Origin of the sequence: Bradyrhizobium sp. (genome assembly GCF_016462955.1) — a bacterium.
In the GTDB taxonomy this organism is placed as follows: Bacteria; Pseudomonadota; Alphaproteobacteria; order Rhizobiales; family Xanthobacteraceae; genus Bradyrhizobium.
Window position 1 is genome coordinate 1 of record NZ_JAEMSD010000150.1, and the last position, 13,720, is coordinate 13,720.

Consider the following 13,720-nt stretch of genomic DNA (forward strand, 5'->3'; position numbering starts at 1 on the left):
CCTGCCAAGAGCCGGTGGATGGCGAGGGCGTTTGCGCGGCGTGCTGGGCACGGCTGTCGTTCATCGAGCGGCCCGATTGCCCGAGGCTAGGCATCCCCTTCGTCTATGACCCCGGCCCCGACATGCTGTCGATGGAGGCGATCGCGAGTCCGCCGGCCTACCAGCGTGCCCGCGCGGCGGTGCGCTATGACGACGTCGCGCGCACGCTGGTGCATGCGCTGAAGTATCAGGACCGCACCGATCTGGCGCCGGCCATGGGGCGCTGGATGGCGCGCGCGGGCGGCGAACTCTTGAAGGAGGCCGACATGCTGGTGCCGGTGCCCCTGCATTGGCGGCGGGCCTGGCGGCGCCGCTACAACCAGTCCGGTGCGCTGGCGCGTGTCATCGAACGGCAGAGCGGGGTCGAAGCGCGGGGCGACGTGCTGCTGCGGGTGCGTGCGACCGAGCAGCAGATCGGGCTGTCGCGGGCCCAGCGCGCTACCAATGTGCAGGGCGCATTCCAGGTATCTCCCGACCGTCAGGCCGAGGTTCAGGGCCGGCGCATTATCCTGATCGACGATGTCCTGACGTCAGGGGCCACGCTGGATGCCTGCGCGCGGGTCCTGCTCCGGGCCAAGGCGGCCCAGGTCGACGTGCTTGTCTTTGCCCGGGTTGTCGAGAGCGGCCCCCGTCCCATATAATTCAACGAATTCATGACATGAGAGCGCCAGACGAATGACCGCTGCTGTCGAGATCTACACCAGGCCGGGCTGCGGCTATTGTTCCGCCGCCAAGTCGCTGCTGACCCGCAAGAAGGTGACCTTCATTGAATTCGATGTCGCCAAGAACCCGTCCTGGCGCGAGGAGATGTACGGCCGTGCCGGCCAGGGTTCGACCTTCCCGCAGATCTGGATCGGCGGGACACATGTCGGCGGCTGCGACGACCTCTACGCGCTCGATCGCGAAGGCAAGCTCGACGGCATGCTCGACGGCGTGAAGGCCAGCTCATGAGCGAGGACCGCACGTTCACGGCCGCCATGGTGCAGATGCGCACCGGTCTGATGCCGGGGCCAAGCCTCGAACAGGCCACCAAGCTGATCCGGCAGGCTGCGGCCAAAGGCGCCGACTACGTGCAGACGCCCGAGGTCAGCAACATGATGCAGCTGAACCGCAAGGCCTTGTTCGAGCATCTGCAGAGCGAGGAGGACGACGCCTCGCTGAAGGCCTACCGGGCGCTCGCGGCGGAGCTGAAGATCCACCTCCATGTCGGCTCGCTGGCACTGCGCTTTTCGCCGGAGAAGGCGGTCAACCGCTCCTTCCTGATCGGGCCCGAGGGCAATGTGCTCGCGAGCTACGACAAGATCCACATGTTCGACATCGAGCTGCCGGATGGCGAGAGCTATCGCGAATCCGCCAATTACCAGCCCGGCGAGACCGCCGTGATCTCGGACCTGCCCTGGGGCCGCGTGGGCTTGACGATCTGCTACGATGTGCGCTTTCCCGCGCTCTATCGCGCGCTCGCCGAAAGCGGCGCCTACTTCATCACGGTGCCGTCCGCCTTCACCCGCAAGACCGGCGAAGCGCATTGGCACGTGCTGCTGCGGGCGCGTGCGATCGAGACCGGCTGCTTCATTCTCGCCGCGGCCCAGGCCGGCCTGCACGAGAACAAGCGCGAGACCTATGGCCACTCGCTGATCATCGATCCCTGGGGCGAGATCCTCGCCGAGGGCGATGTCGAGCCCGGCATCATCATGGCCAAGATCGATCCGGCCAAGGTCGAGTCGGCCCGCCGGGCCATCCCGTCGCTCCAGCACGGCCGCCGCTTCGGTGTTTCAGATCCCAAGGCGGGGCCGGACCATCTGCACCTGGTTCGGGGCTCGGCATGATCCGCTACGCGCTTCGCTGCGACCGGAACCACGAGTTCGAGAGCTGGTTCCAGAGTTCGTCTGCCTATGATTCGCAGGTGAAGCGCAAGCTCGTGACCTGTCCAATCTGCGGCTCGGCCAAGGTCGAGAAGGCAATCATGGCCCCCCGCATCGTCGGCAAGAAGGGCCGTGGCCGCGCAGCCCCGCCGCCCGAGCCCGTGGCGGCCGCGGCGCCCGACGCTGCGCCCTCGGGTCCGACCTCGCTGCTGATGGCGCAGGAGCGGGAGCTGCGCGCCAAGCTGAAAGAGCTGCGAGACCATATCGTCAAGAACGCCGACAATGTCGGTGAGCGTTTTGCCAATGAAGCCCGCGCCATGCATTACGGCGACAAGGAGCACCGTCCGATCTATGGCGAGGCCTCGCCGGAAGAGGCGAAGTCGCTGATCGAGGAAGGCATCGAGGTCTCGCCACTGCCGGCCCTGCCGGAAGACAGGAATTAGACCTTCGCCACCTTCGTCATGGCCGGGCATGACGACGGTTGAGGCAATTGACTAAGCCCCCACCAGCAGCGCGACGCCTGCCACGATCAGCGCGATGCCGAGAAGCTCGCGCGGCGCGATCGGCTGCTTGAAGGAGTAGTAGGCAACGCCTTGTGCGAACAGCACCTCGATCAAGGCGAGCGTACGGACATTGGCGGCTGCCGTCAGCGCGAAGGCCAGGAACCAGAACTGCGAGGCGAAGGCGCCCGTAAAGCCGGCGAGCATCGAGGGCCGCCATAGGCGGAGGATGCCCCGCAACACGTCCGGCGCGCACAGCAGCAGATAGATCGTCAGCACCAGCGTCTGCACGAACAGGCCGAGCACCAGCGTGACCGACGCCGCGGTGACGAAGGAGACATCAGGTACATTGAGGATGGCGCCGCGGAAGCCGACCGCGGAGAGCGCAAACGCCGCAGCGGCGACGAGGCCCGTGATGGTCGGCTTCAATTCCGCGAAGCTCTTCTCGCCGCCCGGGCGCAGCGCGGTGATGACGACGCCGACGGTGGCGATCACGATCGCGAGCACTTTCAGCCACGTCAGGTGATCGCTGAGGAAGACGAAGCCGAAGATCGCGGTCTGGATCGCTTCGGTCTTGAGATATGCCGTCGTCACGACGAAAGAGCGGTCGTTCATCGCAAGCAGCATCAGCCCGGTCGCGACGATCTGGCTGAGCGCCCCCAACAGCAGCCACGGCCAGAACACGGCAGGCGGCCGGCTGAGAGGATCGCCGGTCGCAGCCAGCACCAGGCCCAGGAACAGCAGCGAGAACGGAAAGCCGAACAGGAAGCGGATGTTGGTCGCGCCCCAGGTCCCCAGCGGCTTCGTCAACGACCGCTGCATTGCATTGCGCGCGACCTGCCCGAGCGCAGCAACGATGGTGAAGGGAATCCAGAGGCTGGCGATGGTGAGCATCGGGGCGGAGGAGTGGGCGAAGACCGAAGATTTCAGCCAACCTGCCGCCGCCCGCGAAGCACGTCAATCACGCGAACGTCATGGGTGCGATGCTATCGCAACGAACTCGGTGCCGGCGCCTGCAAAACGCAAGGTCGGCGCCGGATTGACCGGGCGTTCGCCTTAGGCCGCGGTTGCCGGCCGCAGCTGGGTCGCAATCATGCGTTCCAGCGTCTCGACGGACTGGAAATTCTCCGGCGTGATCTCGGATTGCGGAATGGTGAAGTCGAACTCGGCCTCGACGCCGAGCATCAGATTGACCATGTCCATGGAAGTCAGGCCGACATCGACGAGCTTGGCCGAAGGGGTGACGTCTGCGGCGAGCGAATTCTGTTCGAGGATGCCCTTCACCAGCTTGGTGATGCGGTTGCGCAAATCGCTATGGAAGGCCTGCATCGGCAAAAATCCCATCTTGTCTATCGGAGCGGACCGGACTGCCGGCTACGATGGGCACGGGCCGCCGCTCCTGCAATGGGCGGCAGCAATACTTCGCGTTTCTTAGTAAACGATGACTCGGATTGTCTGAATTCGGCTTTTTCCAAAATCCTAACGCGATGCAGGAAAACCGGGTGCTGCAAACAACCGGGCTTTAACTGTTAGTCCGGAATTCGGGTTTGTTTACCCTCTATTTCATCGACGAATTTGAATTAAATCCGTAGCCTCGTCTCACAAGCAAAGAGGACCGGAGGATCGCCGGCGGCATCGCGAATGATGCCGGCGATCTCGAACGGCAAACCGGAGGCGGACGAGCATGAACGTGCGTGAAGCAGTCCTCACTGTCGACGAAATGCAGGCGAGCTTTCTCGAACAGGGCCCCTCCCTGATCGAGCGCGCCGCACGGACCGCTGCGGCGGCCGCGGCCGACGCAGAGGAGGTCGATCGCGACGCACGCTTCCCGCATCGGGCTTTCGACGTCGCGCGTGAGCAGAAACTGCTTGGCGTGATGATACCGGTCGAGTTCGGCGGCTTTGGCGCCTCGATCCATGACGTCACCGACATCTGCTACACGCTCGGACGCGCCTGCGCCTCGACCGCGATGATTTATGCGATGCACCAGACCAAGGTCGCCTGCGTCGTCAGGCATGGCCATGGCATTCCCTGGATGGAAACCATGATGCGCCGGGTCGCGCGCGACCAGTGGCTGCTCGCCTCCTCCACCACAGAGGGCCAGAACGGCGGCAACATCCGCGCCAGCGCCGCCGCAGTCGATCATGCCGGCGACACCGTCTCGCTGGTGCGCGACGCCACCGTGATCTCCTACGGTGCCGAGGCCGACGGCCTCGTCACCATCGCCCGCCGCGCCACCGATGCCGCTGCCTCCGACCAGGTTCTGCTGGCCCTCGCCAAGGACGACTACTCGCTGAAGCGGACGCTGGGTTGGGAAACGCTCGGCATGCGCGGCACCTGCTCGACCGGTTTCGAGCTGAAGGTCGACTGCCCCGCCGACCGAGTCTTCCCAGAATCCTACGACAAGATCCACGCCCAGACCATGACGCCGTTCGCGCATCTGTGCTGGTCGTCGGCCTGGGCCGGCATCGCCGCGGCGGCCGTGACCCGCGCGCAGGCCTTCATCCGCAAGGCAGCGCGCTCGTCCGGCGGTCAGATGCCGCCGGCTGCGGCGCACTTCACCGCCGCAAAAATGTCGCTTGCCAGGCTGCGCGCGCTGATCGCCGCCAATATCGATGCTTTCGCCCGTGTCGAGCATGACGAGCGTGCGCTCGGCTCGCTCGACTTCCAGTCGTCGATCACGCTTCTGAAGGTGCAGGCTTCCGAGCTCGCGGTCGAGACCGTGATGCATGCGATGCGCACCACGGGTCTTTCCGGCTACCGCAACGACGGCGAGTTCACCATGGGCCGTCACCTGCGCGACGTGCTGTCGTCGCCGATCATGATCAACAACGACCGCATCCTGCTCAACGCCGCGACATCGACGTTGATGAGCGGGGTGCCGACGAGCCTTCGCGACTGACGACCGACGTGCCTTCGACGTGCATTGGCGACTGAATCAACAAGAACAATTTTCGAGATAGCAGGACATCGAATCATGAATATTGCCGTCCTCCCCGAATCGCCCGCGACCGCGCCGCAGCAGATCGATCCGCTCGATCATCTCGCCGACCGGCTGTTCCACCGCATGGGTGCCGACGGCGTCTATGCCCGCACCGCGCTCTATGAGGGAATTGTCGAGCGGCTTGCCGCGTTGATCACCAGCCATCGCGAAGCCGGCACCGAGGTGATGCGCTTCCCGCCGGTGATGAGCCGCGCGCAGCTGGAGAAATCCGGCTACCTCAAGAGCTTTCCCAACCTGCTCGGCTGCGTCTGCGGCCTGCACGGCACCGAGCGCGAGATCAACGCCGCGGTGAGCCGTTTCGATGCCGGCGGCGACTGGACCACCTCGCTCTCGCCGGCCGATCTCGTGCTGTCGCCGGCCGCCTGCTATCCGGTCTACCCGATCGCGGCGAGCCGTGGCCAGCTGCCGAAGGGCGGCCTGCGCTTCGATGTTGCCGCCGATTGCTTCCGCCGCGAGCCGTCGAAGCATCTCGACCGGCTGCAATCGTTCCGCATGCGCGAATATGTCTGCATCGGCACGGCTGACGACGTCGCCGATTTCCGCGAGCGCTGGATGGTGCGCGCGCAGGCGATCGCGCGCGACCTCGGCCTCACCTTCCGCGTCGACTATGCCAGCGACCCCTTCTTCGGCCGCGTCGGCCAGATGAAGGCGGTCAGCCAAAAGCAGCAGCAGCTCAAGTTCGAGCTCCTGATTCCGCTGCGCTCCGAGGAGCAGCCGACCGCCTGCATGAGCTTCAACTATCATCGCGAGCATTTCGGCACGACCTGGGGAATCCAGGACGCCGATGGCGAGCCGGCGCACACCGGCTGCGTCGCCTTCGGCATGGACCGGCTCGCCGTCGCCATGTTCCACACCCATGGCACCGATCTCTCCGCCTGGCCCGCCAAGGTGCGAGACGTCCTGGGCCTGCAGCCGCCTGTCGCGGCCGAGGCCCATGGCGAAGGCTGGCGCTAGAGCATGATCCGGAAAAGTGCGAAGCGGCTTTCCGAAAAGATCATGCTGAAACGATAGACACCACGAGGCCGACCATTTCCACGGGCAAGACGAACGTGATCCACACCAAGGTCCGATGCCGCGAGATCACGGAGTTCGACGTCGACAAGATCGCGGACTTGCTGACGCGCGGCTTCGTCGGCCGATCACGCGACTACTGGATTCAGGGCCTGCGCCGGCAGGCCTTCCGAGCCGTGCCGGAGGGCTATCCGCGCTTCGGCTACATGCTCGACGACGATGGCACGCCGGTCGGCGTGCTGCTCCTGATCTACACGGCACGCAAGGAGGGCGAAGAGACCGTCATCCGGTGCAATCTGTCGAGCTGGTACGTCGACCCGGCCTATCGCAACTACGCCCCGCTGCTGACCAAGATCGCGCAGCGGCACAAGGACGTCACTTACTTCAACATCAGCCCGGCGCCGTGGACTTGGTCGATCATCGAGACGCAGGGTTTTCGCGACTATTGCCGCGGCCTATTCTTTTCGGTCCCTGCGCTGGCGCGGCCACCGCGCCGGAGCGAGATCGAGGTCATTCCGCCGCACGCCAAGGAGATCAAGGGGCTTTCCGAAGCGGAGACCGAGCTGTTGGCACGCCATGCGCGCTACAATTGCCTCAGCCTCGTGTGCCGCACGCCGAAGGGAACATTCCCCTTCATCCTGCAACCGGTGCGCATCCGCCGCGGCTTCATCGCGCCCCCCGCCATGAAGCTGATCTATTGCCGGAATGCCGCCGAATATGCCGAATGCGCCGGCCGCATCGGCCGGTTGCTGCTACGGCTTGGCAAGATCGCGGTTGCTGTGGACGCCAACGGTCCGATTCCGGGCCTCGTCGGCATCTACACCGAGCGGCGCGGCCGCAAATATTTCAGGGGGCCGCATGAGCCACGGCTCGGCGATCTCACGGACACGGAACTCGTGTTGTACGGGCCGTAGCGCAACGTTCGGCTCCGTAGCCCGCATGAGCGTAGCGACATGCGGGGACGCCCGTCCCGGATATCGCTGCGCTCATCCGGGCTACGGCCTATCGCCTTGTCGGAACGCCATTTACGGGCGCTCTCCCCGTCGCCGGTCACCGTCCGTAAACTACGGCGCTTAAGGGAATTTTCCGGCCTCTTCGCTACCCTCGGCGGCTGCACTAGGTTGCGTCGAGTCTGTTGCCTGCCGAGGTCCCGCCGACCCCATGATGTCGCCCCCCGACAACGAGCTTGGTACGGGCCGTGAGCAGGACGCGGATGCCCTGGTCGCGTTGAGCCAGCTTGCGCTCGACCACATGGAGCAGGGTGTCTGCGTCTACGGCGCCGACAATCGCATCATGCTGGTCAATCAGCGTTACCTCTCCTTCTTCGATATGTCGGCCGAGGTCGTGCGGGTCGGTACGAAGTACCGTGAAGTGCTCGCTCACAGTGCGAGTCGGGGCAACTTTCCGGAAAGCGAGCTGGACGCGCTGTATTCAGCACGCATCGCACAGATCGCAGGGGGCAAGCCGTTCCGGACCGAGCAGCGGCTGGCGAACGGCATCGTCATGTCGCTCGATCTGAAGCCGCTCCCCGGCGGCGGCTGGATGACGATCTGCGACGACGTCACCCGCCTCGCCCGGCTCGAGGCGGAATTGCACGTGCAGACCGAGCGCAGCCAGCATGCGCTCGCCAACATGTCGCACGGCCTCATCATGTACGACGCCGAGAGCCGCGTCGTCCTCTGCAACGAGCGTTTCCTCAAGCTCTATGATCTCGATCCCGAGGTCGTGAAGCCGGGCATCCCGCACAGCACGGTGATCGAGCACTGGATGTCGCGCGGCAACCTCCCCGGCATGCCCAGCGACGAGTTCGTCGCGAGCCGGCTGGAAGATGTGCGCAGGGGGAAATCGAAGTCCCTGCTGGTGATGCGCTATGACGGACGGATGGTGCAGGCGGTCTCCCGCTTCCTGCCGGACGGCGGCTGGGTCACGGTGCACGAGGACGTCACGGAGCAGCTGCAACATGAAGAAACGTTGAGGCAGCAGAACTTCATCCTCGATGCTGCCCTGGAGAACATGGCGCACGGGCTCGCCTTCTACGACAGCGACATGCGGCTTCGGGTCTGCAACACCACCTATCGCAAGATCTACCGGCTATCGCCGGAGGAGACCAGGCCAGGGACGCATCTCGCCGAGCTGATCGAACGTTCGATGGCGAACGGCGCGTACGCTGCGGAATACAGCGCCCGGCAAATCCTCGAATCCGCCCGCGCGCGGATCGCAACTTGCGATTCCTCGCCGATGCGCCGGCGCATGTCGAACGGCACCGTGATCTCGGTACGCTATTGCGCGCTGCCCGATGGCGGCTTCGTCGCCACCTACGAGGACATCACCGAGCGGGAACATGCGATCGAGCAGCTCAGTGAACAGTACCGCCGCTTCGACGCGGCGTTGAACAACATGAGCCAGGGGCTCTGCATGCTCGATGCGAGCCTGCGCGTGATCGTCTGCAATCGCCGCTATATCGAGATGTACGGCCTTTCGCCGGACATCGTGAAGCCCGGCGTCTCGATGCGCGAGATCATGGAGCACAGCTGCGAGCTCGGCAATCATCCCAACATGACGGGCGCGAAACTCTATTCCGACTACGTCGAACGGCTGCGCGAGGGTGAGCACACGCTGCACCGGCACCTGAACGACGGCCGCATCATCAAGCTCAACCACAAGCGGATGGAGCACGGCGGCTGGGTCGTCACCTACGAAGACGTGACCGAACGCCACAAGGCCCAGGCACGCGTCGCGCACATGGCGCAGCACGATTCGCTGACCGACCTGCCCAATCGCACGCTGTTCCGCGAGAAGATGAGCGAGGGACTGAACCAGGTCGCGGTCGCCGGCGGCGCCATGGCCGTGCTGTGCTTCGACCTCGACAATTTCAAGACCGTCAACGACCGCCTCGGCCACGCCGCAGGCGACCGCCTGCTGCGCTGGGTCGCAGAGCGCCTCAAGGAGAATGTCGGCGAGCACGACACCGTCGCGCGGCTCGGCGGCGACGAGTTCGCCGTTCTCCAGCGCGGACCGCAGCCGCAAGCGGCCGAGGAACTCGCCCGCCGCCTCGTCGACGTCATCGGCCATCCCCCGCCGCTGGAAGGCCAGTCGGTCCATGTCGGCGTCTCCGTCGGTATCGCGATCGCACCCGATCACGGGCTCGACGCCGACGAGCTGATGAAATGCGCCGACCTCGCGCTGTACCAGGCCAAGGCCAGGGGGCGCGGCGCATATCAGCTGTTCGAGCCCGAGATGGAGGAGCAGGCGCGCAGCCGGCACGCGCTGGAGCAGGATCTAGCCGGCGCGCTCGAACGACGTGAATTCCACCTGGTGTTTCAACCGCAGATGCGGCTCGATTCTTTCGCTCTCACCGGCTTCGAGGCACTGCTGCGCTGGAAGCATCCCTCGCGCGGGCTGGTCTCTCCGGCCGAGTTCATTCCGATTGCCGAGGAGAACGGGCTGATCGTTCCGATCGGCGAATGGGTGCTGCGCACGGCCTGCGCAGCCGCCGCGGCCTGGCCCGATGTCACCGTCGCGGTGAACCTGTCGCCCGTGCAATTCCGCTTCCGCGGACTGGTAGCGATGGTGACGAGCGCACTTGCGCAAGCCGGACTGCCCCCTCAACGGCTCGAGCTCGAGGTCACCGAGACGGCGCTGCTCGACGACAGCGAAGCGACGGTCGAGATCCTGCACCAACTCCGCGCGCTGGGCGTGCGGGTCAGCCTCGACGATTTTGGCGTCGGCTATTCTTCGCTGAGCTACTTGCGCAAGTTTCCGTTCGACCGCATCAAGATCGACCGTTCCTTCGTCGGCACGCTCGGCGAAAGCCCGGAGAGCGTCGCCATCGTCCGCACCATCGCAAGCCTCGGCTCCGTGCTCGGCGTCGAGACCACGGCGGAGGGGGTGGAAACCGAGGAGCAGCTCGACTTCGTCCGCGAGTGCGGCTGCACCGCCGTGCAGGGCTATTATTTCGGCAAGCCGTGCCTCGCATCCGAGGTCGACCGCACCATCGAGGCGCTGAACATGGTCCGGCGGGTGGCCTGACGGCTGCAGCTCAAATTCCGCCCCTCGGCACGCGACCGCACGACGAATTGTCGCATTGGCCGCCTCCGCGGGAATTGCCCGACCGCCTGCCGCCCGCGGCCCGCGCAACGCGCTTTTCTTCTGGCTCGATTTAAGAAACAATCGCCCCACAAGAATGAGAGACGGCGGCCCCAAGGACGCCGCCGAAAGGGAGGCGTTTTCGATGTCGGGATACGGGCTGAAGACGATTGCATTTGCCGCGCTGCATGCAGTCATGGGCGCATTGCTCTCCACGGCCGTCTATGCGCAGGACTATCCCACCAAGCCGATCACGTTGATCGTGCCGTGGCCGGCCGGCGGCTCGACCGATATCTCGCTGCGCGCGATCGCCGACAGCGCCTCGAAGGTGCTGGGGCAGCCGATCGTGATCGACAACAAGGCCGGCGGCGGCGGGACGGTCGGACCGGCGACGATGGCGGCGGCGGCGAAGCCGGACGGCTACACCATCTCGCAGATCCCCATCACGGTGTTTCGCCTTCCACTGATGCAGGAGGTGTCGTGGGATCCGGCGAAGGATTTCACCTACATCGTCCATCTCACCGGCTACACCTTCGGCGTCACGACCAGTGCGGAGTCGCAATTCAAGAGCTGGAAGGACGTGGTCGAGTTCGCCAAGGCGAACCCGGGCAAGGTGACCTATGCCACGCCGGGCGCCGGAACCTCGCTGCATGTCGGAATGGAGCAGATTGCGGGAATGGCCGGAATCAAGCTGACCCAGGTGCCCTTCAAGGGCGGCGCGGAGACCAATGCCGCCGTGCTCGGTCAGCACACCATGCTTCAAGCTGACTCCACGGGTTGGCGGCCGCTGGTCGACGCCGGCAAGCTGCGGCTCCTGATGGTGTGGACCGGCGCGCGCTCGCCGAACTATCCCGATGTGCCGACGCTGAAGGAGCTCGGCTATCCCATGGTCTATGATTCTCCGTTCGGCATAGCCGGCCCGAAGGGGATGGATCCCAAGATCGTCGCCAAGCTCCACGATGCCTTCAAGAAGGCGGTCGAGGACCCTGCGGTGATCGCCACCCTCGCCAAGTACGACATGGTGCCGAACTACAAGAACACCGAGGACTACAAGAAATTTGTCGTCGAGGTCACCGAGTCCGAGCGCAAGGTGATCAACACGCTTGGGCTGGCGAAGAAGTAAAACCGCGCCGCTTGTGTCCCGGACGCGCTGCAGCGTGCAACGCTGCTGCGCAGAGCCGGAACTCATCTTCTTTGCCCACACCCATGGGCCCCGGCTCTGCAGCGCATCAGTCCTGATGCGCTGCGTTCGGGGCACGAGAGAGAATCGATGCACGACCCAACCAACGTCAAACTCCGCCTCAGCAACTCCGAGCTCTGGGGCGGGCTGATCGGGCTTGCACTCGGCGGATTCGTGATCTGGTCGGGGTTGAAGCTCAGGCTCGGCACCATCAACGATCCCGGGTCCGGCTACGTGCTGTTCTACACGGGCATCCTGATGTGCGTGCTCGCAGGCGCCATCATCGTCTCGGCGATCACGGAGGGTGGGCCGACGCTGGCCTCACGCTGGGAGAATGTACGCTGGAGCAAACCGCTCCTCCTCATCGCCTGCCTCATCGCATTCTCCCTCGCCCTCGAGCCGCTGGGCTTCCTGCTGTCGTCGATTCCGTTGATGCTGCTGCTGTTACGCTTGATCGATCCCGTGCGCTGGACGCTGGCGATTCCGATCGCAGTGCTGGCGCCATCGGGAATGTGGTGGGTGCTCAAGCGGCTGCTGTTGATCCAGCTGCCCTCCGGCCTGTTCGGGATCGGCTGAGCCATGGATACGCTCGTCAATGTCGCCCATGGGTTCGGCGTCGCGCTGCTGCCGGTCAACCTGCTCTATTGCTTCATCGGCGTCTTCATCGGCACGCTGGTCGGCGTGCTGCCGGGGATCGGGCCGATCTCGGCGATGTCGCTGCTGTTGCCGGTGACGCTGTCGGGCACGCCGGAATCCGGTATCATCATGATGGCCGGCATCTATTACGGCTCGATGTATGGCGGCTCGACCACGTCGATCCTGGTCAACATCCCAGGCGAGGCTGCCTCTGTCGTCACCTGCATCGACGGCCACCAGATGGCCAAACAGGGCCGCGCCGGTCCCGCGCTCGGCATCTCCGCTTTCGGCTCGTTCGCCGCCGGCACGTTCGCGCTGATCGCCTTGATGCTGGTGGCGCCGAAGCTCGCCAGCGTCGCCATCGCCTTCGGCCCGGCCGAGTATTTCAGCCTGATGGTACTCGGCCTCGTCGTGCTCACCTTTCTCACCCAGGGCTCGATGCCGAAGGCACTGCTGATGGCATGCGTCGGTGTCGTGCTCGGGCTGGTCGGGCTCGACAGCATCACCGCGCAGCCGCGGCTGACTTTCGGCCGCATGGAGCTGATCGACGGCATCGGCCTCGTGCCCGTGGTGATGGGCCTGTTCGGTGTCGCCGAGGTGCTGCTCAACACCGAGCAGGCCATCAAGCGCGACATCATCAACGCCAGGATCACCCATCTCCTGCCTAGCAAAGAGGACTGGAAGGCGAGCGCAGGCCCGGTCGGCCGCGGCACCATCCTCGGCTTCTTCCTCGGCATCCTGCCCGGCGGCGGCGCGGTGGTGGCGTCGTTCGCCTCCTACGCGCTGGAGAAGCGGCTGTCGAAGACGCCCGAGCGTTTCGGCCATGGTGCGATCGAAGGCGTCGCCGGGCCGGAATCGGCGAACAATGCCGCGGCGGGCGGCGCCTTCATTCCGCTGATGACGCTCGGCATCCCGCCGAACGTGGTGATGGCGCTGCTGTTAGGTGCCTTCGTCATTCACGGCCTGCAGCCGGGACCGTTGCTGATCACGCAGAACCCCGGCCTGTTCTGGGGCATCGTCGCCAGCATGTATATCGGCAACGTCATGCTGCTGATCCTGAACCTGCCGATGATCGGCATGTGGGTGCAATTGCTCAAGCTGCCCTACAACGTGCTGTTTCCCCTGATCATCCTGTTTACGATCATCGGCGTCTACTGCTCCAGCAACAACGTGTTCGACGTCCACGTCATGATCGCGTTCGGGATCATCGGCTATTTCATGCGCAAGCTCGGCTACGAGCCGGCACCTTTGGTGCTCGCCTTCGTGCTGGGGCCGATGATGGAGAACAACTTACGCAAGTCGCTGATCCTGTCGCAGGGCGATCTCTGGACCTTCGTGCAGCGCCCGATCTCGGGCGTGTGTCTCGCCTTCGCGCTGGTGCTGCTGATCGCGCCGCTGCTGC

13 protein-coding genes are annotated in these 13,720 nt (G+C 65.0%); 11 read left to right on the forward strand and 2 right to left on the reverse strand.

The window, feature by feature from the left end:
* From JHD07_RS17080 to JHD07_RS17095, 4 genes are all read left to right on the forward strand, one after another.
* Positions 1-680 (forward strand): ComF family protein (locus tag JHD07_RS17080; RefSeq protein ID WP_291624281.1); only part of this gene is annotated, 680 nt, incomplete at its 5' end.
* Positions 681-714: 34 nt separating this feature from the next.
* Positions 715-990 (forward strand): glutaredoxin 3, encoded by a 276-nt coding sequence (grxC, locus tag JHD07_RS17085; protein WP_291624283.1) that lies wholly within the window; start codon positions 715-717, stop codon positions 988-990.
* Positions 987-1,865 (forward strand): carbon-nitrogen hydrolase family protein, encoded by an 879-nt coding sequence (locus JHD07_RS17090; RefSeq protein ID WP_291624286.1) that lies wholly within the window; start codon positions 987-989, stop codon positions 1,863-1,865. The genes grxC and JHD07_RS17090 overlap by 4 nt, the downstream gene beginning before the upstream one ends.
* Positions 1,862-2,344, forward strand: coding sequence for a DUF1178 family protein (locus JHD07_RS17095; RefSeq protein ID WP_291624287.1), 483 nt, complete (start codon positions 1,862-1,864; stop codon positions 2,342-2,344). Before JHD07_RS17090 ends, JHD07_RS17095 begins: the two co-directional genes overlap by 4 nt.
* Positions 2,345-2,395: 51 nt before the next feature.
* On the opposite strand, the gene JHD07_RS17100 is transcribed toward JHD07_RS17095, so the two are convergent.
* Both JHD07_RS17100 and JHD07_RS17105 read right to left on the reverse strand, forming a co-directional pair.
* Positions 2,396-3,295: an EamA family transporter gene (locus JHD07_RS17100; protein WP_291624289.1), complete on the reverse strand. Its 900-nt coding sequence runs from the start codon at positions 3,293-3,295 to the stop codon at positions 2,396-2,398.
* Positions 3,296-3,457: 162 nt separating this feature from the next.
* A complete protein-coding gene (locus JHD07_RS17105) occupies positions 3,458-3,730 on the reverse strand; it encodes a phosphopantetheine-binding protein (protein ID WP_291624291.1) in 273 nt (90 codons plus the stop codon).
* A 355-nt stretch (positions 3,731-4,085) separates the two neighbouring features.
* On the opposite strand from JHD07_RS17105, the gene JHD07_RS17110 reads away from it, so the two are divergent.
* The 7 genes from JHD07_RS17110 to JHD07_RS17140 form a co-directional block, all read left to right on the forward strand.
* A complete protein-coding gene (locus tag JHD07_RS17110) occupies positions 4,086-5,303 on the forward strand; it encodes an acyl-CoA dehydrogenase family protein (RefSeq protein WP_291624293.1) in 1,218 nt (405 codons plus the stop codon).
* Positions 5,304-5,378: 75 nt separating this feature from the next.
* Positions 5,379-6,359 carry an amino acid--[acyl-carrier-protein] ligase gene (locus JHD07_RS17115; protein WP_291624295.1) on the forward strand — a complete coding sequence of 327 codons (981 nt, stop codon included), beginning with the start codon at positions 5,379-5,381 and terminating at the stop codon, positions 6,357-6,359.
* Between the two features lie 95 nt (positions 6,360-6,454).
* Positions 6,455-7,330 carry an acyl-CoA acyltransferase gene (locus JHD07_RS17120; RefSeq protein ID WP_291624297.1) on the forward strand — a complete coding sequence of 292 codons (876 nt, stop codon included), beginning with the start codon at positions 6,455-6,457 and terminating at the stop codon, positions 7,328-7,330.
* A 247-nt stretch (positions 7,331-7,577) separates the two neighbouring features.
* Positions 7,578-10,445 carry a PAS-domain containing protein gene (locus tag JHD07_RS17125; protein WP_291624299.1) on the forward strand — a complete coding sequence of 956 codons (2,868 nt, stop codon included), beginning with the start codon at positions 7,578-7,580 and terminating at the stop codon, positions 10,443-10,445.
* Positions 10,446-10,647: 202 nt separating this feature from the next.
* Complete coding sequence (locus tag JHD07_RS17130) at positions 10,648-11,625, forward strand: tripartite tricarboxylate transporter substrate binding protein (RefSeq protein WP_291624301.1); 978 nt, start codon at positions 10,648-10,650, stop codon at positions 11,623-11,625.
* 147 nt (positions 11,626-11,772) lie between these two features.
* Complete coding sequence (locus JHD07_RS17135; RefSeq protein ID WP_291624302.1) at positions 11,773-12,258, forward strand: tripartite tricarboxylate transporter TctB family protein; 486 nt, start codon at positions 11,773-11,775, stop codon at positions 12,256-12,258.
* Positions 12,259-12,261: 3 nt separating this feature from the next.
* Positions 12,262-13,720 (forward strand): tripartite tricarboxylate transporter permease (locus tag JHD07_RS17140; protein WP_291624304.1); only part of this gene is annotated, 1,459 nt, incomplete at its 3' end.

Excerpts from the sequence above, each read along its gene's own strand:
- grxC (WP_291624283.1), top strand. The coding sequence starts at position 715 with ATGACCGCTGCTGTCGAGATCTACACCAGGCCGGGCTGCGGCTATTGT.
- JHD07_RS17090 (WP_291624286.1), top strand. The coding sequence starts at position 987 with ATGAGCGAGGACCGCACGTTCACGGCCGCCATGGTGCAGATGCGCACC.
- JHD07_RS17095 (WP_291624287.1), top strand. The coding sequence starts at position 1,862 with ATGATCCGCTACGCGCTTCGCTGCGACCGGAACCACGAGTTCGAGAGC.
- JHD07_RS17100 (WP_291624289.1), bottom strand. The coding sequence starts at position 3,295 with ATGCTCACCATCGCCAGCCTCTGGATTCCCTTCACCATCGTTGCTGCG.
- JHD07_RS17105 (WP_291624291.1), bottom strand. The coding sequence starts at position 3,730 with ATGCAGGCCTTCCATAGCGATTTGCGCAACCGCATCACCAAGCTGGTG.
- JHD07_RS17110 (WP_291624293.1), top strand. The coding sequence starts at position 4,086 with ATGAACGTGCGTGAAGCAGTCCTCACTGTCGACGAAATGCAGGCGAGC.
- JHD07_RS17115 (WP_291624295.1), top strand. The coding sequence starts at position 5,379 with ATGAATATTGCCGTCCTCCCCGAATCGCCCGCGACCGCGCCGCAGCAG.
- JHD07_RS17125 (WP_291624299.1), top strand. The coding sequence starts at position 7,578 with ATGATGTCGCCCCCCGACAACGAGCTTGGTACGGGCCGTGAGCAGGAC.
- JHD07_RS17130 (WP_291624301.1), top strand. The coding sequence starts at position 10,648 with ATGTCGGGATACGGGCTGAAGACGATTGCATTTGCCGCGCTGCATGCA.
- JHD07_RS17135 (WP_291624302.1), top strand. The coding sequence starts at position 11,773 with ATGCACGACCCAACCAACGTCAAACTCCGCCTCAGCAACTCCGAGCTC.